This is a genomic window from Micromonospora sp. NPDC051141 (assembly GCF_044455765.1).
Lineage (GTDB): Bacteria > Actinomycetota > Actinomycetes > Mycobacteriales > Micromonosporaceae > Micromonospora.
Genome location: NZ_JBITFD010000004.1, coordinates 329,319 through 349,306 on the forward strand (window position 1 = coordinate 329,319; position 19,988 = coordinate 349,306).

The 19,988-nt window shown below is 73.3% G+C and carries 15 protein-coding genes; 3 read left to right on the forward strand and 12 right to left on the reverse strand.

The window, feature by feature from the left end; translation table 11 throughout:
- Positions 1-39 precede the first annotated feature (39 nt).
- A complete protein-coding gene (locus ACIA6B_RS09875; RefSeq protein ID WP_396772355.1) occupies positions 40-1,479 on the forward strand; it encodes a hypothetical protein in 1,440 nt (479 codons plus the stop codon).
- A 226-nt stretch (positions 1,480-1,705) separates the two neighbouring features.
- On the opposite strand, the gene ACIA6B_RS09880 is transcribed toward ACIA6B_RS09875, so the two are convergent.
- Together ACIA6B_RS09880 and ACIA6B_RS09885 are read right to left on the reverse strand one after the other, a co-directional pair.
- Positions 1,706-3,184 carry a glutamate--cysteine ligase gene (locus ACIA6B_RS09880; RefSeq protein ID WP_396772356.1) on the reverse strand — a complete coding sequence of 493 codons (1,479 nt, stop codon included), beginning with the start codon at positions 3,182-3,184 and terminating at the stop codon, positions 1,706-1,708.
- 256 nt (positions 3,185-3,440) lie between these two features.
- Complete coding sequence (locus ACIA6B_RS09885) at positions 3,441-4,022, reverse strand: YceI family protein (protein WP_107158171.1); 582 nt, start codon at positions 4,020-4,022, stop codon at positions 3,441-3,443.
- A gap of 101 nt (positions 4,023-4,123) precedes the next feature.
- Here ACIA6B_RS09885 and ACIA6B_RS09890 point away from each other — a divergent pair, with 101 nt between their 5' ends.
- A complete protein-coding gene (locus ACIA6B_RS09890; protein ID WP_396772357.1) occupies positions 4,124-4,618 on the forward strand; it encodes a MarR family winged helix-turn-helix transcriptional regulator in 495 nt (164 codons plus the stop codon).
- Between the two features lie 255 nt (positions 4,619-4,873).
- Here the strand turns inward: ACIA6B_RS09890 and ACIA6B_RS09895 are convergent, their stop codons facing one another.
- From ACIA6B_RS09895 to ACIA6B_RS09925, 7 genes are all read right to left on the reverse strand, one after another.
- Entirely contained in the window at positions 4,874-7,417 is a 2,544-nt protein-coding gene (locus ACIA6B_RS09895; protein WP_396772358.1) for an ATP-binding protein, read from the reverse strand.
- Positions 7,418-7,518: 101 nt separating this feature from the next.
- Entirely contained in the window at positions 7,519-8,667 is a 1,149-nt protein-coding gene (locus tag ACIA6B_RS09900; protein WP_396772359.1) for an acyl-CoA dehydrogenase family protein, read from the reverse strand.
- Positions 8,668-8,786: 119 nt separating this feature from the next.
- A complete protein-coding gene (locus ACIA6B_RS09905) occupies positions 8,787-10,319 on the reverse strand; it encodes an acyl-CoA carboxylase subunit beta (RefSeq protein ID WP_396772360.1) in 1,533 nt (510 codons plus the stop codon).
- A gap of 211 nt (positions 10,320-10,530) precedes the next feature.
- The gene (locus ACIA6B_RS09910; protein WP_396772568.1) at positions 10,531-11,442 is read right to left on the reverse strand and encodes a hydroxymethylglutaryl-CoA lyase; all 912 of its coding nucleotides are present in this window, start codon (positions 11,440-11,442) and stop codon (positions 10,531-10,533) included.
- Positions 11,443-11,477: 35 nt separating this feature from the next.
- Positions 11,478-12,815, reverse strand: coding sequence for an acetyl/propionyl/methylcrotonyl-CoA carboxylase subunit alpha (locus ACIA6B_RS09915; RefSeq protein ID WP_396772361.1), 1,338 nt, complete (start codon positions 12,813-12,815; stop codon positions 11,478-11,480).
- Between the two features lie 59 nt (positions 12,816-12,874).
- Positions 12,875-13,516 (reverse strand): TetR/AcrR family transcriptional regulator, encoded by a 642-nt coding sequence (locus tag ACIA6B_RS09920; RefSeq protein ID WP_281933809.1) that lies wholly within the window; start codon positions 13,514-13,516, stop codon positions 12,875-12,877.
- A 53-nt stretch (positions 13,517-13,569) separates the two neighbouring features.
- Positions 13,570-14,724: an FAD-dependent monooxygenase gene (locus ACIA6B_RS09925; RefSeq protein ID WP_396772362.1), complete on the reverse strand. Its 1,155-nt coding sequence runs from the start codon at positions 14,722-14,724 to the stop codon at positions 13,570-13,572.
- A 93-nt stretch (positions 14,725-14,817) separates the two neighbouring features.
- Between ACIA6B_RS09925 and ACIA6B_RS09930 the strand changes: the two genes are divergently transcribed.
- Entirely contained in the window at positions 14,818-15,405 is a 588-nt protein-coding gene (locus ACIA6B_RS09930; RefSeq protein WP_396772363.1) for a TetR family transcriptional regulator, read from the forward strand.
- A gap of 35 nt (positions 15,406-15,440) precedes the next feature.
- Here the strand turns inward: ACIA6B_RS09930 and ACIA6B_RS09935 are convergent, their stop codons facing one another.
- From ACIA6B_RS09935 to ACIA6B_RS09945, 3 genes are all read right to left on the reverse strand, one after another.
- Positions 15,441-16,343, reverse strand: a complete 903-nt coding sequence (locus ACIA6B_RS09935) for a sulfurtransferase (RefSeq protein WP_343444255.1) — start codon at positions 16,341-16,343, stop codon at positions 15,441-15,443.
- Between the two features lie 94 nt (positions 16,344-16,437).
- Positions 16,438-19,377 (reverse strand): hypothetical protein, encoded by a 2,940-nt coding sequence (locus tag ACIA6B_RS09940; protein WP_396772364.1) that lies wholly within the window; start codon positions 19,375-19,377, stop codon positions 16,438-16,440.
- 164 nt (positions 19,378-19,541) lie between these two features.
- Complete coding sequence (locus ACIA6B_RS09945) at positions 19,542-19,988, reverse strand: hypothetical protein (protein WP_396772365.1); 447 nt, start codon at positions 19,986-19,988, stop codon at positions 19,542-19,544.

The window sequence follows — 19,988 nt, forward strand, 5'->3', positions numbered from 1 at the left end:
GACTCGCCGGGCCGACCTCGGGACGCTACGCTGCCCGGCATGGCCAGACGGGGCTGGGGAGGATCGACCGCCGCGGCGCTCGGCGTCGCTGCCGGCGCGGGCGCCGCTCAGCTCGGCTTCGGCTACGGGCTGGGCATCATCAACTGGGCGCCCGCCGGCACCGTACGCGTCGAGTCGGCGTGGGTGGCGAGCCTCGCCTGGGCCACCTGGATCGCCGCGACCTCGGTCATCGCCGGCGCGGTGTGCGCCCAGCGCCTGCGCGGTGGCGGGGACGAGCCGGTGGGTACGCTGCCCCGGCTCGGGCTCGCCCTGGCCGCCGGTGTCGGCGCTCTGGTCACCGTGCTGCTGGTGGCGGTGCCGGCCCGGGCCGCGCGGGTGCCGGACACCACCGCGCCGCAGACCGTCGGGGGGGGGGGGGGGGGGGGGGGGGGGGGGGGGGGGGGGGGGGCGGGGGGCCCCCCGGGGCCCCCCCCCCCCCCCCCCCCCCCCCCCCCCCCCCCCCCCCCCCCCCCCCCCCCCCCGGGGCTGGTGCTCGGCGTGCTGCTGGCAACCTGGGCGTTGCACACCCGTGCCGCCGCCACCAACCTGATCGCCACCACCGGCTGGCTCTGGCTGCTCGCCGTGGTGTCGGTGGTGGACGGGGTGCTCTCCGGCCGGGGCCTGACCACCGCCCAACTCGGCATCTGGCAGATCAGCGCGGACAGCGCCCGCTTCTGGATCCGTGACTACTTCTACTGGCCGGGGGCGCTGCTCTCGCTGGGCTCCGCGCTGGTGATCGGGGTGCTGGCCGCCCGGCGCGCGACCCGGTCGCCGCGGGTGCGGGTGGGTGCGGCCGCCTCCGGCGCGGCCGGGCCGCTGCTGGTGGCGTTGGCCTACCTGCTGGCCGTGCCGCGACTGGCCGGGATCGCCGCCGAGCAGTTGTCGGCCCACCTGATCGCCCCGTACGCGGTGATCGCCGGGGTGGGCGGCTCGATGCTGATGGCCGCGCTGGCCCAGTGGGCCGACCGCCGGGGCGGCACGGAGGCGGAACCGCCGGTCGACGCGACCGCGACGCCCACCGGCTCCGACCCGGCGGAGCCGGCCGGGCCCGCCTCGCAGGCGGCCGTCGATCCGGAGCCGGCCGGGTCCACGTCGCCGAGGCCCGTCGAGCCGGAGCCGGAGAGTACGCCGGGCACCGAGCCGACCGGCGAGGCCGACCCCGGTTCGCAGCCGACGACCGCGGAGAAGTCGGACACGTCACCCGGCCGGGTCGGCGAGCGGCCCGGGTCGCCGAGTCGCGCCGCCCGGACCGGTGCCGACCGTCGGGGCCGGGCGGTGCCGCAGCAGCGGCAGCCCGAGGTGGTGCCGGACCGGCCCGCCGGCAGCCGCGACGAGGAGCCGGGCCCGGACGAGTCGGCCACCGAGAACACGCCAGCCGAGCCACAGCCCGAGCCGGCGTCCCCGACCATCGAACCGAAGACGCGCCGCCGCCCCCGCTGATCCCGCCCGACTCCGACAGCCGGCCCGACAGCCAGGCGGCGTCCGGGCCAACACGACGCGGGCGAGCCGAGGGATACGCTCCGTCACGTCTGCACGGGAGGAAACCGCGAGAAGCGATATACCTCCAGGACATATTTATGCCTCTGTGTCATACAGGTTCCGCACCGACTTACTTCCCGACGACGACACGCCCGGGTGGCTGGCGAACAGCCCGAGCAGGTGACGATCAGTCGACGGGCCAGGTGTGGACGGGCTCGTTGGTGCGTTGCAACTCGGCGTAGCGCTGGACCATGTGGTGCAGCGCGGCCTTCCGGTCCATGTCCCGGTGCCGCTCGGCCGCCCACACCGTCTCGGTCTGCCAGACCGCCCCGTTGCGGCCGGTACGGCAGCGCCCCTCGATCACGCCGAGGAGGCGGTCCCGCTCGGCCGGGGCGACGCCGAACCGGTCCAGCCCCTGCGCGGCCACCGGCAGCAGCGTGTCGAGGACGAGCGTGGTGACCGGCACGTCGCCGAGCTTGGGCCAGTGCAACACCGCGTCGATGCCGCGCCGGGCGGCGGCGTGGAAGTTCTCCTCCGCCGAGCTGAACGTGAGCTGGCTCCAGATCGGGCGGTCCGACTCGGCGAGGCCACGGGCGAGGCCGAAGTAGAGCGCCGCGTTGGCGAGCATGTCCACCACGGTCGGGCCGGCGGGCAGCACCCGGTTCTCCACCCGCAGGTGCGGGCGGCCGTTCATGATGTCGTAGACCGGTCGGTTCCAGCGGTAGACGGTGCCGTTGTGCAACCGCAGCTCGCCGAGCTGGGGCACGCCGCCGGCGTGCAGCACCTCGACCGGGTCCTCCTCCTCGCAGATCGGCAGCAGCGGCGGGAAGTAGCGGACGTTCTCCTCGAACAGGTCGAAGATCGAGGTGATCCAGCGTTCGCCGAACCAGACCCGCGGGCGTACGCCCTGGGCCTTCAGCTCGTCGGGCCGGGTGTCGGTGGCCTGCTCGAAGAGCGCGATGCGGGTCTCCGCCCAGAGCTGTCGGCCGTAGAGGAACGGCGAGTTGGCCCCGACGGCCACCTGCACGCCAGCGATCGCCTGGGAGGCGTTCCAGTGGTCGGCGAAGCTGTCCGGGGCGACCTGGAGGTGGAACTGGAGGCTGGTGCAGGCGGCCTCCGGCGCGATCGAGTCGGTGTGCGTCCGCAGCCGCTCGACGCCGTTGATGTCCAGCTCGATGTCCTCGCCGCGGGCGCCGACGATCTGGTCGTTGAGCACCCGGTAGCGCTCGTCGGTAGAGAGGTTGTCGGCGACCAGGTGCCCCTCGGTGAGGGTGGGCAGGATGCCGACCATCACGATGGTGGCGTCGGACTTGGCGGCCCGCTCGTCGGCGCGGCTGAGGCTGCCGCGCAGATCCTGCTCGTAGTCGCTGAACCCGGTGCCCTCGATCAGCCGGGGCGAGGCGTTCAGTTCGAGGTTGAACTGCCCCAGCTCGGTCTGGAAGAGCGGGTCGGCGATGTCGGCCAGGATCTGGTCGTTGCGCATGGCCGGTTCGGCGGCGGCGTCGACCAGGTTCAGCTCGATCTCCAGCCCGGTCATCGGCCGGTCGGCGTCGAAGCCGAAGTCGTCGAGCATCAGCGCGAAGACGTCCAGGCATCGCCGGACCTTCTGCCGGTAGCGGACCCGATCCTCGCGGGAGAAGGCGCCCTGCTCGACGTCCCTGCCCATGTGTCCTCCCGGCGCCGGTGCCACGGAACCGTTGGCGTTCCGCAACGCATTGTGAACCATTCAGGTGGTGTGCGTAAGAGCGCCCGGCTCGTGAACTGCCGACCGGGCGCAGGTCTGCACCTGTACCCCGCCACCGCCTCGCCCAGCGCCGTCAACCAGCGAACAACACGTGACAATCCGCACCCGGCGAGGCGGGAGACGGGGACGGGCCCGCACCGTCGGTGGACGGTGCGGGCCCGTGGGTCCGGCGAGGGGCTCAGCCCTGGCGGATGGCCTCACCCTCGATCTCGATCTTGACCTTGCGGCCGACCAGGACGCCACCGGTCTCCAGCGCCACGTTCCAGGTGAGACCGAAGTCCTCCCGGTCGATCTCGGTGTGCGCGGAGAAGCCGAAGATGTCCTGCCCGAAGGGGCTGCGGCCGACGCCCTCGAACTCGACCTGGAGGTCCACCGGACGGGTCACGCCCTTCACGGTCAGCTCACCGGCGAGCACGAACTCGTTGCCCTCGCGGGACTTCACACCGGTGCTGCGGAACTCCAGCGTCGGGAACTGCTCGGCGTCGAGGAACTCCGGGCTGCGCAGGTGCCCGTCCCGGTCCGCCTGCGCGGTGTTGATGCTGGCCGCCTGGATGCTGGCGGTGACCGAGGACTGCAGCGGGTCGTCGGTGACGGTGATGGTGGCGGTGGCGTCGGCGAACTCGCCGCGTACCTTGCTGACCATCATGTGCCGGGCGACGAAGCCGACGCGCTTGTGCGCGGCGTCCAGGAGGTACGTGCCGGGGGCGGGGATGGTGAGACCCTCCCAGTCGCGGGTAGTCGCCTCGGTGCTGCTGGTCATGATGCGCTCCTCCGGAGAAGATTGTTTAGTAGCCCAACGACTGACTGAGCAACTATAGCCACAGCAATATTCCCTGTGTCAAGTGTTGCTAGGATGGTGACGTGGATCAGAACGTGTTCGACGACCCCCGGATCACCGCCGTCGGCCTGCTCGTCGAGGCGCACGCCGGGCTCTCCGCCCGGTTCGCGGCCCAGTTCGAGGAGCACGGGCTCTCCCCGGTCGAGTTCGAGGTGCTCACCCGCCTGGCCCGGTCCCCCAACAACCAGCTCCGGATGACCGACCTGGCGGCCCAGACCTCGCTCTCCACCAGCGGGGTGACCCGGGTGGTGGACCGGATGGAGCGGGACGGCCTGATCCGTCGTCGGGCCTGCCCCTCCGACCGGCGCAGCTCGTTCGCGGTGGTGACCGCCGCGGGCCTGGGCCGGCTGGACGAGATCCTGCCCGGCCACCTGAAGATCATCGAGCAGTGGTTCACCGGTCAGCTCGAACCGGCCCAGCTCGACGGGCTTCTGGACGGGTTGCGCCGGGTCCGGGACGCGGTCCACCCGGGCGCCACGGCCGGCAGCACCGAACCGGCCGGGAATACCGACTGCTGAGACCGGTCGCTACCCGCCGGTCACCGGCAGAATGACCGGCAGAACCGCCGGTACGCCAGGGCAAAAGCGATCAATCACGCTCAAAGCCGTCGGGGTGGCTGGCTAAGCTTTCGACGCGGGGGAGCACCGGGGGGTGCCGGCGCGAGCGTGGAGCGAGGGGCAGCACCAGGGGGCTACTTCGCTCGCGCCACCCCCGCGCCCTCCGCCACAGCGGTCCAACATCAGGTCCGGCCCAACATCAGGTCCGGCTCGGTATCAGGTCCGACCCGGGCGTCCCCGCTGCGCGGCCAGCGCGTAGAGCAACTCCTCCTCACGAGGCAGCAAATTCACGCCGGTGATCTGCCGTGCCCGGTCCAGTCGGTCCAGCACCCCCGGGTCGCCGGTGCTGGCCGCCAACCCCACCAGCGCCTCGACCAGATCCCGCCGGTCCGCGCCCCCGGCCGCCGCCTCCGCCGCCGTGGCGAACCACTCCGCCGCCAGCTCGCGGTCGCCGCGGTGCAGCGCCACCTGACCCTCGATCAACGCGCGGAGCGCGTCCTCGGTGTGGGCGTCCCGGCTCGTACCGGCCGGTTCCCACCGCTCGACGGCCGGTGCGCGACGCGGGGGCGGCACCGGGCCGGACGGCCACAGCTCGGTCACCACCGCGAGCGCCTCGTCGTCCCGCCCCTGGAGTGCGAGCGCCAACCCGACCGTACCGATGGTCCGACGACGCCGCCCCGGATCACCCAGCTCCACGAGCGCGGACGCCGCCCGCCGACCCTGCTCGACCGCCTCGGCGTAGCGCCCCTCCAACCGGGTCAGCTCGGCCAGATCGGCCCGCGCCAGCAGGCGGAGCCGCTGGTCGCCGCACTGCGCCGCCAACCGGTCCACGGTGGCCAGCCGCCGCCGGGCGTCGGCCAGCTCCCCCACGCGTACGTCGTGCCAGGTCAGGTGGTGCTGCGCCACCGCCATCTCGCGTACCCGGCCGTGTCGGGTGGCCAGCGTCAGCGCCGCCTCGGCCTGCGCACGCGCCTCGTCGTGGGCCCCGAGGCCGCGCAGCACCGCGCAGAGCACCGACCGGGCGGACAGTTCCCCGGTCACGTCGCCGACCTCGGCGAAGACGGCGAGCGCCGCCCGGGCCGCCGGCAGCTCCTCCGGCCCCGCACCGTGCTCCGCGGCCAGCCGCGCCGACCCGAGCAGGGCCCAGGCCCGCAGCACCGGGCGGGCGTCGGCGGTACGCGGATCGGCGAGCAGCCGCCGCAGCCACCGACGGCCGGAGACGTCCCGTCCGCGCAACCGCCACCACCGGGGCAACGCGGCGGCCAGCAGCAGCGCGGTGACCGGCGCCTCCTCGGCGGCGTACGCCAGCGCGGCGGTGATGTCACCGGTCGCCTCGTCGAGCAGGTGCACGGTGCCGGGCAGCTCCGCGCCGACCAGGCCGGGCGCGGTACGCCGGACCAGTGCGGCGATCACCGACGCGTGCCGGAGCCGGATCGCCGCCGTCTCGCCGGCCAGGTCGGCCTGCTCGGCCGCGAAGTCGCGGACCGCGTCGAGCAGCCGGAACCGGAACGGGCCGGCGCCCCGGACGCTCAGCAGGCCCAGCTCGCTGAGCCGGTCCAGCAGCGGCACCGCGTCCCAGCGGTCGTCGCCCTCGGCGAGCAGTTCCTCGGCCAGCGCGACCGACCAGCGGTTACGGAAGGCGGAGAGCCGGCGCAACGCCGCGCGCTCGGCCGGGGCGAGCAGGTGGTAGCTGGTCGCGACCGCCTCCCGCAGGGTCACCGTGCCGGCGACCGCGTCGGCGGGTGCCCAGCCGGGACGCCCGCCGGCCAGGTCGAGGACCCGGTCGCCGTACCGGTCCAGCAGCTCGGGGACGTCGAGGATGCGGCCCCGCGCCGCCATCAGCTCGATCGCCAGCGGCAGGCCGCCGAGACGGCGGACCAGCGCCGCGAGCGCCGGCAGCTCGGCCGGGGCGGGTGGCGCGTGCCGGGCCTGGGTGAACCGGGCGGCGAAGAGCGCCGCGGCGGGCCAGCGGTCCAGGTCGGCCCGGTCCGCCGGCTCGGCGCCGGCGGGCGGCACGTCGAGCGGCGCCACCGGCCGGACCAGTTCGCCGGAAAGCCCGACCGGACGACGGCCGGTCGCCAGGATCCGTACGGTCGGCGCGGCAGCGGTCAGCGTCCGCACCGCCTCGGCCACCGGCCCGGGCGCCCGCTCGACGGCGTCGACGAGCAGCAGCGCCGGTCGGCCGGCGAGCCGGCAGGGCAGATCGGTGAGGCGGCTCACACCGAACACCGCCACCGAGGCGGCGAGCACGTCGGCGGCGTCCGAGCCGTCGCCGACCAGCACACCGACCACGCCGCCGGGGTGCCGGGCCGCGACCGCGTGGGCGACGGTGAGCGCGAGCGCGGTCTTGCCGACGCCGGCGAGCCCGACCAGGCTCACCACCGGGTGCGCGGCGAGCAGGTCGGTCACCTCGGCCACGTCGCGGTCCCGGCCGAGCAGCGGCACGGGCTGGGGCAGCGCGACCGGCGTACCCGGATCGGCCTCGACCGGCGCGGCGGCCGGCGCGGGCCGGGCAGTGGCGACGAACTCCCGGCGGGCCGAGCCGGTCAGGCCGAGCGCGTCGGCGAGCAGGTCGACGGTGGTGCGTTGGGGTCGGGTCGCGTGTCCCCGCTCCAGATCGCGGACGGTCCGCACGCCCACGCCGGCCCGGCCCGCCAGCTCGGCCTGGGTCAGGCCGAGTGCGAGCCGGTGCCCGCGCAACAGATCGGACAGCGCCGCCCGAGTACCCGGGCTCCGCGAACGATCATGTTCGGGAGTCATGGGCAGGAAGAGTACGGAGGGGATCCGACGCTCCACAGTCCACCGTCAACCACCCGACCGTCCGACGCCGATATCCGACAGACGGCCGAGGCGGGCCTCGGTCACATGCCGAGGTCGCGGGCAATGATCATGCGCTGCACCTCGCTGGTGCCCTCGCCGATCTCCAGGATCTTGGAGTCGCGCCAGAAGCGGGCCACCGGGTACTCGTTCATGAAGCCGTAGCCGCCGTGGATCTGGGTCGCCTCCCGCGCGTTGTCCACCGCGACGGTGCTGGCGTGCAACTTCGCGATCGCCGCCTGCCGCTTGAACGGCTCACCGGCGAGCATCCGGGCGGCGGCGTCGTAGTAGGCCAGTCGGGCGGTGTGCGCCTTCAGCTCCATGTCGGCGATCTTGAACTGGATCGCCTGGTAGTTGCCGATCGGCTGGCCGAACGCCTGACGCTCCTTGGCGTACGCGATCGACTCGTCGACACAGCCCTGGGCCAGACCGACCGCCAGCGCGGCGATGGCGATCCGGCCCTCGTCGAGGATGCGCAGGAACTGGGCGAAGCCCCGGCCGCGCTCACCGAGCAGGTTGCCCGCCGGCACCCGGCAATCGTCGAACGTCAGCTCGTGGGTGTCCGAGGCGTTCCAGCCGACCTTGGAGTAGCCGGGCGCGACCGTGAAGCCGGGCGTGCCCGACGGGACGATGATGGTGGACAGCTCCTTGCTGCCGTCCGGCTTGGTGCCGGTGACCGCGGTGACCGTGACCAGCGCGGTGATGTCGGTGCCGGAGTTGGTGATGAACGCCTTCGAGCCGTTGATCACCCACTCGTCGCCGTCCAGCACCGCCCGGGTCTGGGTGCCGCCCGCGTCCGAGCCGGTGCCCGGCTCGGTGAGCCCGAAGCCGGCCAGCGCCTCGCCGCTGAGCAGCTTCGGCAGCCACCGCTCCTTCTGCTCCGCGGTGCCGAACCGGTGGATCGGCATCGCGCCGAGCGAGACCGCCGCCTCCAGCGTGATGGCCACGCTGGAGTCGACCCGGGCCAGCTCCTCCAACGCGAGGCAGAGCGCGAAGTAGTCGCCGCCCATGCCGCCGTGCTCCTCCGGGAACGGGAGCCCGAACAGCCCCATCTTGCCCATCTGGCGGACGACCTCGTACGGGAAGGTGTGGTTCTCGTAGTGCTCGCCGATCACCGGGGCGACCACCTCGCGTGCGAAGTCCCGCACGCTCTCCCGCAGCGCCTGCTGCTCCTCGTCGAGCCGGAAGTCCATGTCGATCCTCCTGGAAGGGGGCGGGCCGCCGGGCGCTCGTGACGCCGGGGGGCGGGCTGAGGCGTTAGGAGGGGCCCCTTCTTACGCACCAGGCGTCAAGCGGGGGCCTTCCTTACCGGTCAGACGGGGGTGACGCCATGGCGGCGGGTGGAGAAGTGGCGGGACTTGGTGCGGGCGGCGGCGTACCGGCGGACCAACTCGGCGCGCAGTTCGTGCGGCTCGACGATCGCGTCCACCACCAGCTCGCTGGCGAGCCGGACGACGTCGATGTCGCGCTCGTACTCCTCGCGCTTGGCGGCGACGAACGCGGCCCGCTCGTCCGCGTCGGCGATGGCGGCGATCTTGTTGGCGTAGACCGCGTTGACCGCGGCCTCCGCACCCATCACCGCGATCTTCGCGGTGGGCAGCGCGATCGTGGCGTCGGGCTCGAAGCCGGGACCGGCCATCGCGTAGAGACCCGCGCCGTACGCCTTGCGGACCACCACGCAGATCTTCGGTACGGTCGCCTCGGAGATCGCCGTGATCATCTTCGCGCCGTGCCGGATGATGCCCTGCTTCTCCACCGCGCTGCCGACCATGAAGCCGGGCACGTCGCTCAGGAACAGCAGCGGCACGTTGAACGCGTCGCAGAGCTGCACGAACCGGGTCGCCTTGTCGGCCGAGTCGACGAAGAGCACGCCGCCCTTGAACATCGAGTTGTTGCCGACCACGCCGACGACCTCGCCGTTCAGCCGGCCAAAGCCGATGGTCAACTCCTTGGCCCAGAGCGCCTGGATCTCGAAGAAGCTGCCCTCGTCGAGCAGGCCCTTGACGTACCGGCGCATGTCGAACGCCTGCCGCTCGCTGACCGGGACCAGGGCGGCCAGGTCGGCCTTCTCCGGCGCCGGCTTCGCCTCGGTGGCCGGCGGGTCCTGCTGCCAGTTCGACGGCAGGTAGGACAGGTAGGTCCGCACCACGTCGAGCGCGTCGTTCTCGGTCTTGCAGAGGAAGTGCCCCACGCCGGACTCGGCGCAGTGCACCCTGGCGCCGCCCATCGCTTCGAGGGTGGTTTTCTCGCCGGTGACCATCTCGACCATGCGGTCGGAGCCGAGATACATGCTGGCGTTGCCCTCGACCATGGCCACCACGTCGCAGAACGCCGGGATGTAGGCCCCGCCCGCCGCGCTCGGCCCGAACAGCGCGCAGACCTGCGGGATCGAGCCCGAGGCGCGGACCTGGTTCCAGAAGATCTTTCCGGCGCCGCGCCGGCCCGGGAAGAGGTCGACCTGGTCGGTGATCCGGGCGCCGGCGGAGTCGACCAGGTAGACCATCGGGACGCTTGTCGAGTAGGCCCGCTCGATGATCCGGATGATCTTCTCGACGGTACGCGCGCCCCAACTGCCGGCCTTGACGGTGGAGTCGTTCGCCATCAGGCAGACCGGCCGCCCGTCGATGGTCGCGGTGCCGGTCACCACACCGTCGGCGGGCAGGCCGTCGGCCATCGCGTTGGCGTAGAGCCCGTCCTCGACGAAGGAGCCCTCGTCGACCAGGTAGGCCACCCGCTCGCGGGCGAAGAGCTTGCCCTTGGCGGCGTTGGCCGCGTGGTACTTGTCCGCACCGCCGGCGCGGGCGCGCTTGCGCAGCTGCTCCAGTGCCTCACCGTCGAGCGTCACGCCGACTCCCTCTGCCACCCCACCGACCTGAACGATCGTTAGGCTACCCCACCCCCACCCTCTCCGGCGACCACACCACCCCCGACCCCGCCCCCCGCCCGCGCGATCTTGCACTTCCGGCCTCGACATGCGACACAAAAGACGCACGACAAGGGCCCGAAGTGCAAGATCAACGGGGAGGGGAGGGGAGGGGAGGGGAGGGAGAAAGCGGTCAGGATGGGAGGGGGGTCAGGCGGGTTCGGGGGCCGGCTCGGAGGACGCCGGAGGGGAGCTTCTTGTCGAGCAGGTGCTCGGCCAGCTCGGCCGCCTCGATCAGGGCGTCCAGGTCGATGCCGGTCTCGATGCCCATGTCGTGCAGCATGTGCACCGCCTCCTCGGTGGCCAGGTTGCCGCTCGCCCCCGGGGCGTACGGGCAGCCGCCGAGGCCACCGACGCTGGCGTCGAACTCGGTGACCCCCAGCTCCATGGCGGTCAGCATGTTCGCCAGCGCGGTGCCCCGGGTGTTGTGGAAGTGCAGCAGCACCGGCACCTGCGCGTTGCGGTCGCGTACGGCGGTGACCAGCTCACGGACCCGCCGGGGCGTACCCATGCCGGTGGTGTCGCCGAACGCGACGCGGTCCGCGCCGTCGCGGACCACCCGGTCCACGATGGCGGCCACCCGCGTCGGGTCGACGTCACCCTCGTAGGGGCAGCCGAAGCTGGTCGCCACGATCACCTCGGCGGTCGCGCCCGCGTCGTGCAGCAGCGCGATCAGCTCGGCGATGTCGTCGAGCGACTCGTCGGTCGAACGGTTCACGTTGCGCCGGTTGTGCGTGTCGCTGGCCGACACGACCACCTCGATCTCGGTGAAGCCGGCGGCCAGAGCCCGCTGCGCGCCCCGGGTGTTCGGCACCAGCGCCGAGTAGCGCACGCCGTCGACCTTCGCCGCCCGCTGCCACACCTCGTCGGCGTCGGCCATCTGCGGGATCGCCTTCGGGTGCACGAAGGAGACGGCCTCGATGCGGCGTACCCCGGTCCGGGACAACGCGTCGAGCAGCTTCACCTTCGAGTCGGTGGGGATCGGCTCCTCGTTCTGGAGCCCGTCCCGGGGACCGACCTCGCGGATGCTCACCGACGTGGGCAGTTCAGCCATCAGGTTCACCTCACTCGTGTCGACGGTCAGCGCATTCGGGAGACGATGCCGGTGTCGTAGTCGCCGGAGCGGAACTCCGGGTTCTCCAGCAGCTCGGCGAAGAACGGCAGGTTGCACTTCGGGCCGGCGACCTCGAACTGCGCGACCGCCGCCCGCGCCCGCTCGACGGCCTCCGCCCGGGTGTCACCGCTGACGATCAGCTTGGCCAGCAGGCTGTCGTAGAACGGGGTGACCGTGTTGCCGGCGACGTAACCGGAATCGACCCGCACGCCGGTGCCGGACGGCTCGTTCCAGGTGGTGATCGCGCCCGGTCCGGGCAGGAAGCGCTTCGGGTCCTCCGCGTTGATCCGCAGCTCGATGGCGTGTCCGCGCGGGGCGAGCGCGTCCGGGTCGAACGTCGGCGGCAGGCCGGCGGCCACCCGCAACTGCTCCTCGACCAGGTCGACGCCGTAGACGTACTCGGTGACCGGGTGCTCGACCTGGAGCCGCGTGTTCATCTCCAGGAAGAAGAACTCCTGCGTGGTGGGGTCGAGCAGACATTCGACGGTGCCCGCGTTGCGGTAGCCGACCGCCTCTCCGGCGCGGACCGCGGCGGCCAGGAACCGTGCCCGCAGCTCCGCCGAGACCGCCGGGGAGGGGGACTCCTCGACCAGCTTCTGGTTGCGCCGCTGCACCGAGCACTCGCGCTCGCCGAGCGCCACCACCCGGCCGTCGGCCAGGCCGAGGATCTGCACCTCGACGTGGCGTACCCGGGGGAAGTACCGCTCGATCAGCACCGAGCCGTCGCCGAACATGCGCTCGGCGAACGCACGCACCTTGTCGTACTCGGTGCGCAGCGCGGCCTCGTCGGCGGCCACGCCCATGCCCATGCCGCCGCCACCGGCCGCGGCCTTGACCATCACCGGGTAGCCGATCTCGGCGGCGGCGGTGACCGCCGCGTCCAGGTCGGCCGCCGGCTCGGTGGTGCCGGGCGCGACCGGCACGCCGGCCGCCGCCATCAGGTTCCGAGCGTTGATCTTGTCGCCCATCGCGGTGATCGCGTCCGCGCCGGGCCCGACCCAGACCAGGCCGGCCCTCTCGACGGTACGGGCGAAGTCGGCGTTCTCCGACAGGAAGCCGTAGCCGGGGTGGATCGCCTGCGCGCCGGTGCTCCGGGCCGCGTCGAGGATCGCCTCCACGTTGCGGTAGCTCAGCGCCGGGTTGGCCGGGCCGACGCAGACCGCCTCGTCGGCCTCGGTCACGAACGGCAGGTCGGCGTCCGCCTCCGAGTGCACCGCGATCGCCCGCACCCCGAGTCGTCGGGCCGTGCGGATGACCCGGCGCGCGATCTCCCCACGGTTGGCCACCAGCAGCGAATCAAACATGTTCGGCAAGGAAGGGCCCCTTCTCGACGCCTGAGGTGTAGGCCCCTTCTTAACATGCGTTAAGGCGCGTGCGGCGTGTCAGGTGGGGTCGTCGGGTCGGTGGGAGCCAGCAGGGCCGCCAGGGTCGCGCCGCGCAGCAACTCGGCCCGGCGCCGACGATCCACCTCGCCACCGAGGAACGGGGTGGAGTTCATCAGGCCGAACGCGGCGTGCGCGAGCACCCGGGCGGCGCCGTCCGGCAGGCCCGGGTGCAGCGCGGTCAGCACCGTGACCCACTCCTCGACGTACATCCGCTGGAGCCGGCGGATCCGGCGGCGCGGCTCGTCCGGGAGGCGGTCCAGCTCGTGCAGGTGCAGCGCGATCACCGCGGGGTTCGCCAGCGCGAACTCGACGTGGAAGTCGATCAGCGACTCCAGCGCGCCGCGCGGGTCACCCGGACGGCCGGCGGCCCGCTCCCGGCCCCCGGCGAGCAGCCCCTCACTGACCGGCACCAGCGCCGCGACCAGCATCGCCTCCTTGCCGGCGAAGTGATGGTAGAGCGCCGGACCGGTGACGCCGGCCGCCGCACCGATGTCGTCCATCGACACGCCGTGATAGCCCCGTTGGGCGAAGAGGCCGACCGCGATCTCCAGGATCTCGTCTCGCCGGGACCGACGCCGGGCCCCGCCCGTCGCCCCCCGCGCCTGCTGTTCCACCGCCACCGGGCCAGCCTAGACCTCGCCTCCGAGGTGGGGGACCCGTGGTTACCCGCCGGTCAGTGGGGGCCGGGTGGGAGGGGAGCGGGCTCGAAGCCGGCCAGGCGGACGGCCAGCCGTCGGCGGACCGGCGGCAGCGCCGAAGCGGTCCGGAGCAGCAGGTCACGCAGCGGCCGGAGGGCCGGCGGGGCAGCGGCGAGCCGGGTGAGCCCGGCGGCGAAGCCGAGCACCTCCTCGGCGCGGGGGCGACGGTCGGCGGCGTACCTGTCGAGGGCCTCCGGGCCGACGGCGAGCGCCGCGCCGAGCGCGACCGCGTCGCGCAGCCCGAGGTTCATCCCCTGCCCACCGGCCGGGCTGTGCACGTGCGCCGCGTCGCCGGCGAGCAGCACCGGGCCGGACCGGTACCGGCTGGCGATCCGGTGGTGGATCCGGAACCGGGACGCCCACGCCACCTCGGTGACCCGGTCCGGCCGCCGGACCGGGCCGCGCTCGTCGAGCAGTGTTTGAAAGTGGTGCGCCCGCGGCTCGCGCGGCGCGGCGTCGACGGTGGCGACCAGCCGGACCGTGCCGTCGGGCAGCGGCGCCCAGACCAGCGGGCCACCGCGGGACAGGAACAGGGTGACCTGGTCGCGCGGGAGCGCGCTGTCCACCCGCACGTCACCGAGCAGGAACGACTCGCCGGGGTCGGCCGGGCCGCCGAAACCGATGCCGGCCAGCTCGCGGACCCGGCTGTGCATGCCGTCCGCGCCGACCACCCAACGGGCCCGGACCGCGCCGCCATCGGCGAAGCGGGCGGTCGCGCCGTCGCCGTCGAGGTCCAGCCCGGTCAGCTCGTACGGCCGCAGCACCCGCCCGCCGAGCGCGGTGAGTCGGTCGGCGAGCACCGCCTCGGTCTCCGCCTGCGAGATCAGCAGTGCGTACGGATAGCGGGACGGCAGCCTGTCGAAGGGGACCGTGAGCAGCAGCCGGTCCCGGTCCCGGACGCTGAACCGGGCCGAGTGCAGCCCACGGGCGGCGAGCGGGTCCGCGACCCCGATGCGGTCCAGCACCTCCAGCGTGCCGGCGTGCACCACCGCGGCCCGCGAGGTGACCGGCGGCGCGGCCAGCCGGTCGACCACTGTGGTGGTCACACCGCGCCCGGCCAGCGTGACGGCCACGGCCAGGCCGGTGGGTCCGGCGCCCACCACGAGCACGTCCGTGCGTTCGGGCAGCATCGCCCACCTCCGATGCGGTCAACAACTGTTTGCCAACGATTGTTGACATCACTCCGGAGCGCTGTCAACGCTTGTTGGCCTACAGTCGTGGACATGACCGCACCGGCCTCCCCCACCCGCCGCTCGGACGCCACCCGGGCGGCCATCCTGCACGCCGCCCGGGAGCGCTTCGCCGCCGACGGCTACGACCGGGCCACCATCCGCGCCATCGCCGCCGACGCCCGGATCGACCCGTCCATGGTGATGCGCTACTACGGCAGCAAAGAGGGGCTCTTCGCGGCGGCGGCCGAGTTCGACCTGCACCTGCCCGACCTCGCCCAGGTACCCCCGGAACGGCTCGGCGAGACACTGACCCGGCACTTCCTGCGCCGCTGGGAGGCCGACGGCACGCTCGTCGCGCTGCTCCGGGCCGCCCACTCCAACCCGGGCGCGGCCGACCGCATGCGCGGCATCTTCGCCGACCAGCTCGCCACCGCGGTGGCACGGTCCGGCGTCGACCGGGAGACCGCCGCCCGCCGCGCCGGACTGGTGGCCAGCCAGATCCTCGGCCTCGCCCTGACCCGGTACGTGATCCGGCTGCCCCCGGTGGTCGACCTCGACGCGGACGAGTTGGCCGGGTGGGTCGGCCCGACGATCCAGCGCTACCTGACCCAACCGTCCGCCGAGGCGATCGAGGGGTGACCGGCCGGCCCCGGACCGGAGCCGGCCGGGAACGCTCAGCGGGTCAGGCCGCCGGGCTGGTCGCCCTTGACGACGGGCGCCCGGACCAGGTTGCCCCACTCGGTCCACGAGCCGTCGTAGTTGCGCACCTGCGGGAACCCGAGCAGGTGGTGCAGCACGAACCAGGTGTGGCTGGACCGCTCGCCGATCCGGCAGTACGCCACCACGTCGTCGGCCGGGCTCAGCCCGAGCTGGTCGGCGTAGATGGCGCGCAGCTCGTCGGCCGACTTGAACGTGCCGTCGTCGTTCGCGGCGGACTTCCACGGCTTGCTCACCGCGCCCGGGATGTGCCCGCCGCGCAGCGCGCCCTCCTGCGGATAGTCCGGCATGTGCAGCATCTCGCCGGTGTACTCACCCGGCGACCGCACGTCGACGAGCGGCCGGCCGGCCGCCACGTGCGCCATGACCTGCTCCCGGTACGCCCGGATCGGCGCGTCGTTGCGCTCCGGTACCGGGTAGGAGGCGCGGGGCCGGCTGACCTTGTCCCGGGTCAGCTCCCGCCCCTCGGCGATCCACTTCTGCCGGCCGCCGTCGAGCAGCCGCACGTCGGCGTGGCCGAACAGGGAGAAGACCCAGAGGGCGTACGCGGCCCACCAGTTGAAGTTGTCGCCGTAGAAGACGACCGTGTCGTCGCGGCCGATGCCCTTCGCCGCGCACAGCTCGGCGAAGCTGGCGGCGTCCAGGTAGTCGCGGGTGACCTGGTCGTTCAGCTCGGTGTGCCAGTCGACCTTGACGGCGCCGGGAAGGTGACCGGTGTCGTAGAGGAGCACGTCCTCGTCCGACTCGACCACCACGAGGCCCTCGTCGCCCAGGTGCTCGGCCAACCATTCGGTGGTGACCAGGCGTTGCGGGTCGGCGTACGACTGGAGGCGGGGATGCGGATCACTCGGCACAGGCATGAGCCCCAAGGTACGCCGGATCGGGCACGCCGGATGTGACACCGGCCCCACCACCTCGACGGAGGTGGTGGGGCCGGGACGTCCGCCGGGCTCGTCAGCCCTGGACCACGAACCAGTGGTACGCGTAGTCCGACCGGTTGCCGGCCTTGTCCACCGCGTACACCGAGATCGGGTACCAGCGCGCCTCGGTCGGCGTCAGCGTCACCGAGGCGGACCCGTCCGCGCCCGCCGGCACGGTGACCTCCGGGCCGTTGTCGAACTGGTAGACGTACGTCTCGACGTCGGGCATGCGCGGCGTGAACGTGAAGACACCGGGCACACCCACGCCGCCGCCCGACTCACCAGCCGGGTAGGTCGTGGAGCTGACCGTCGGCGCGGTGCTCACCATGAAGGAGTAGCTCGCCTCCGGGGACAGCTCGCCGGTCGCCGAGCGGGCCCGGACGGTGAGCATGTTGCGGAAGCCCCGGTCGGGGGTGACGGTCAGCTCGGCGGCGGTGCCGTCGGTGACCGCCACGGTCTGCTCCGGCCCGCCGTTGAGCCGGTACACGAACGCGACCGTGTCCGGCAGCTCCGAGTCGAACCGGAACGCGCCCGCCACGCCGACGCCGCCCTGCGGGTCGTACTCGTTGTACAGGTACGAGATGATCGTCGGCTTCGGCTCGCGGACGCTGAAGGTGTACTCCTGCGGCTGGGTGGTGGTGCCGTCCGCGGTCTCCCCGACCACGGTGAGCTGCCGCCAGCCGGCCTGCTCCGGCGTCCAGGTGATCGAGGCGGTGCCGTCGGCCGCCGCGTCGACCGTCTTCGTCTCCTCGCCCCAGAACGTGTAGTGGTACCTCACCATTCCGGCCCGCTGCGGGGTGACGGTGAAGATACCGGCCACGCCGGGCAGCCCGCTGTTCGCCTCCTTCGGATACTGCACGGACGCGACCAGAGGCGCGTCGTTCACCAGGAACGGGTACGCCCGCTCGGCGGACACGGTGCCGTCGGCGCCGACCCCGCGCACCGTCAGCTCGTGCGGGCCGCCCTGCTCGGGCGTCCAGGTGACGGCGGCGTTGCCGTTGGTGTCGGCGTCGACGCTCTGCTCGGCCCCGCCGTCGAACCGGTAGCGGTAGGCCACCGTGTCGGGCGCCTCGGAGCCGAACCGGAACTGACCGGCCTGCCCCGGGCCACCGGACCACAGGTCGGACCGGTACGGGTCGCCGGAGATGGTGGGCAGCAGGTCCCGGACCGTGAACGACCAGGTCGCCACGTCCGACTCGGTGCCGTCGCGGCTGACTCCCCAGACCGCGAGGTTGGTCCAACCCGCCTGCGTCGGCGTCCACGTCACCGAGGCGACCCCGGCGTCGTCGGCCTGGACCGTGGCCTCCTCGTCGTTGAAGCGGTAGCGGTAGCTGACCGTGTCCGGCAGGCGCGGGGTGAACGTGAAGACGCCCGGCACGCCCTGACCGCCGCCGAAGCCGTACTCCTCGTACACGGTCGCCGAGATCTTCGGCTCGGTGAGCAGCGAGAACTGCCTCGTGCTGGTGACCTCCACACCGGCGAGCGTGACGCTGGTGACGGAGAGCGTGCGGAAGCCGCCCCGGGTAGCGGTGACGGTGATCGCGGCGGTGCCGTCGGCGGCGGCGTCCACCGTCCGCTCCGGGTCGCCGTCCAGGCCGTAGCGGTAGCGCACCACGCCGTCCATCCGGGGTCGGACCTGGAACGTGGTGGGCACCCCGATCTCGCTCAGCGTGCCGTCGACGATCGGCGACACGTCCCGGGCCAGGAACGTGTAGTCGGTGCTCGCCGAGCGGTTGCCGACCGCGTCGAAGCTCGACACGCGCACCGTGTTGAAGCCGGCGCGGGGCGTGAGCGTGACCGTCGCCGAGCCACCCGCCCGGTCGGCCGCGACCGTCTTCTCGGCGCCGTAGTTCAGCGAGTACCCGTACGTGGTGACGTCCGCCGCGCCGTTCGCGGCGAAGGTGAAGGCGCCCGGCACGCCGGGGTGGTACTCACGGTCGTCCGGGAAGTCGGTCGAGCTGACCGCCGGTGGCGAGGCCGGGCCCTGGAAGTCGGTCCGGAAGTAGCAGACCGGGCTCCAGTCGCCGGTGGCCCGGCTGTCCGCCGCCCGCATCTGCCAGGCGTACGTCCGGTCGTGCTCGAACGGGCGCGGGTACATCTGGTCGTACCGACCGAGGGCGCGTTCGCCGTCACGGGCGTAGTCCGTCCGCTCGATCCGCGCGTCCGGCTGGCCGACCGGCCAGGCCGCGAAGGAGACGGTGAGCTGGTCGGTGCCGCCGGTCTCGTTCCGGTCCCGGTCGTGCACGACGCCGGACAGGGACGCGTAGCGCACCACCTGGTACGGCTCGGTGGTGGTGCACGCCGTGCCGCTCGTGCTCTCCAGGTCGGTCGGCACGCCGGGGCGGAAGTTGAAGTCGATGGAGATGCCGGCCCGGCTGGCGTACTTGCGGGCCAGCGTGGGGTCCTGCTCCACGCCGGCGGGCAGGCGCAGCGACAGGGTCAGCGCCGACCGGCCCTCGGCGAGCGCCTGGCGCAGCGCCGCGCTCGCGTCGAACTCCACCCGGGGCGCCGGGCAGACGATCTGGTCGGTGAGCTGGCGGCTGTCGACCAGGCCCAGGTCGGTGGGGGGCTTCCGCCAGGTCGACATCGCGGTGTAGGAGGCGGTCCGCCACAGCTCGACCTTCGGACGCTTGGTGCAGTCCGCGCCGGCGGTCTCCTTGACGTCGAGCACCGCGTGCTCGATGTCGGCGCCCCGGTAACGGGAGATGTCGAACGTGAGGTAGGCGCGCGACGTGTGCGGCTTGCCCTGGGCGTCTGTCCAGGTGCCGACCGGCAGGTCGCCGGCCCGCTTCAGGTTGTTCTTGTCCGGCGTCTTGGAGTCGGTCCAGCCCCAGGAGGTGTTGGTCTCGTAGCGGACGTCGTACGCGGCGGCCGGCGCCGCGGTGGCGGTGACCGTGCCGGCCGCGACCACCGTGGACAGCGCGACGGCGAGCAACTTGCGCCGGCCGGTCCGCAGTGGATTTCTGTCAGGCATGAGGGTCATCCCTCATCCACCTTTCCCCGATGTCACCCCGTAGTCGATCGACGGGGGCAGCGGATGCTATCCAGCCGGACGGACATCGGGCGATCCCGATTGGTGCCGGACCTGGCCACACCGGACGTACGGCGGGGAAAGTCCGGCTGTCCGGTGGACCTGGGTCAGGCGCGACGGTGGACGAGCCGCCCGGCGACCACGGTGGCCCGGCAGGAACCGTCCGCGTCGAACACGGCGAGGTCGGCCCGCCCGCCGAGGACCACCGCCGACGGCTGGGCGGCGGGCAGCACCGTCACGCCGTTGCGGGTCGCGGCGGCCCGCAACGCCGGATCGGTGACGTGCGCGTCGAGCACCGCGGCGACGCCGAGCCGGAACAGCGCGTGCACCCGTTCCCGCGGCGTCGGCGCGGGCGGCAACGGGCCGTCGTGCACCCGCGCCGGCCCGAGCGTGCCGGCCCACCGCCGCACCCGCACCTCGGGGTACGCGCCGGTCAGCTCGCCCAGCGGCGCGACCGCCTCGACGCGGTCGCCGCCCACCAGGACCGCCAGCCCGGCGCGGGGCTCGTCGTCGAGGGTGAGCCGCAGCAGGTCGGCGACGTGGACGGTGCGCAC